Here is a 1,312-nt window from a genome sequence, read left to right on the forward strand (position 1 = left end):
CGGATCGGGGTGTTCTCGGGTCAGGTGTCGGCCGTGGGGCCGCTGTAGGTAGATCGGCGAGCAGGCGAGCAGGCGAGGAGGCGAGGAGGCGAGCCGCGGGAAACCCGCCGGCTCGCGTCGGTCCCGCCAGCTAGCTGCCGTGGCGTCGTTCGCGGGCGGCGAAGCTACGCAGCGCCCGCAGGAAGTCGATCTCCCGGAACGCCGGCCAGTACGCCTCGCAGAAGTACAGCTCCGAATAGGCACTCTGCCACAGCAGGAAGTTCGACATCCGCTGTTCGCCGGAGGTGCGGATCACCAGGTCCGGGTCGGGCTGGCCGGCGGTGTAGAGGTGACGGGCGATGTCGTCCATCGTCAGCGAGGCGGCGACGTCGGCGAGGGAGTCGCCCGCCTCGGCACGTTCGTGCAGGTGTTCGCGCAGCGCCTCGATGACCTCCTGGCGCCCGCCGTAGCCGACGGCGAGGGTGACGTGGAAGCCGGTCGCGCAGTCCCGGGTCGTCTCGACGGCGTTCTTGAGGACCCGGGCCGTCGAGTCGGGCAGCACGTCGAGCATGCCGGCGAGGTGGACCTGCCAGCGGGCGTCGGGCCGGGCGAGCCGGTCGGAGACGACCTGCTCGATGACGCCCATCAGGAACGCGACCTCGGCGTCGTCGCGGCGCTGGAGGTTCTCCGTGGAGCAGACGAACACGGTGACGTGGCGGATGCCGACCGCCTCGCACCAGGACAGCACGTCCTCGGCGTGCTCCGCGCCGTAGCGGTGGCCGAGGCTGGGGTTCGCCATGCCCATCTCGCGGGCCCACCGGCGGTTGCCGTCCATGACCAGGCCGACGTGGGTGGGCAGCGGGCCGGTCATGACCGCGCGGCGCAGCCGCCGGGTGTAGAACGCGTAGAGGGGGCCGCCGAGCGTCATGTGCACCTTCCCGCCACCGGTCTCCCCGGACCGCGGCGGACCGAGCACCGCGGTCGGCCACGAGATGACCGTGTTGGGTGACGATACCCGCAGCTGCTCTGGACTCGCGCGGGCGAGTGCCTCCTGACGTTCACCCAGTGGTCGGCCTGGGGACCACAGTGGGTAAGGCACGGTCTCCCTGGCCGCCACCTGCGCCCGCTTGGCTGACGGGGCGCCCGCGCGCGGCGACGGTCGCTGTCCGGTGGGTTGGAGGAACCGTGGACCGCCGCCAGGTATTCGCGGGTCTCGCCGCCCCCCTCACCGCCGCCCCCCTCACCGCCGCCCCCCTCACCGCCGCCCCCCTCACCGCCGCCTCCCTCGCCGTATCGGCCGCTGCCACCGGGCCGGCGCTGGCCGCCACCGGCC

The 1,312-nt window shown here is 73.2% G+C and carries 1 protein-coding gene; it reads right to left on the reverse strand.

The window, feature by feature from the left end:
• Positions 1-130: 130 nt before the first annotated feature.
• Positions 131-907: a polyprenyl diphosphate synthase gene (gene uppS, locus MXD58_RS27745; RefSeq protein WP_248837716.1), complete on the reverse strand. Its 777-nt coding sequence runs from the start codon at positions 905-907 to the stop codon at positions 131-133.
• Between the last annotated feature and the right edge of the window lie 405 nt (positions 908-1,312).

The organism is Frankia sp. AgKG'84/4 (assembly GCF_023242965.2).
Classification (GTDB): domain Bacteria; phylum Actinomycetota; class Actinomycetes; order Frankiales; family Frankiaceae; genus Frankia.

Bases quoted from the DNA above. Each gene is read 5' to 3' on its own strand.
- uppS (WP_248837716.1), bottom strand. From the start codon at position 907: ATGACGCTCGGCGGCCCCCTCTACGCGTTCTACACCCGGCGGCTGCGC.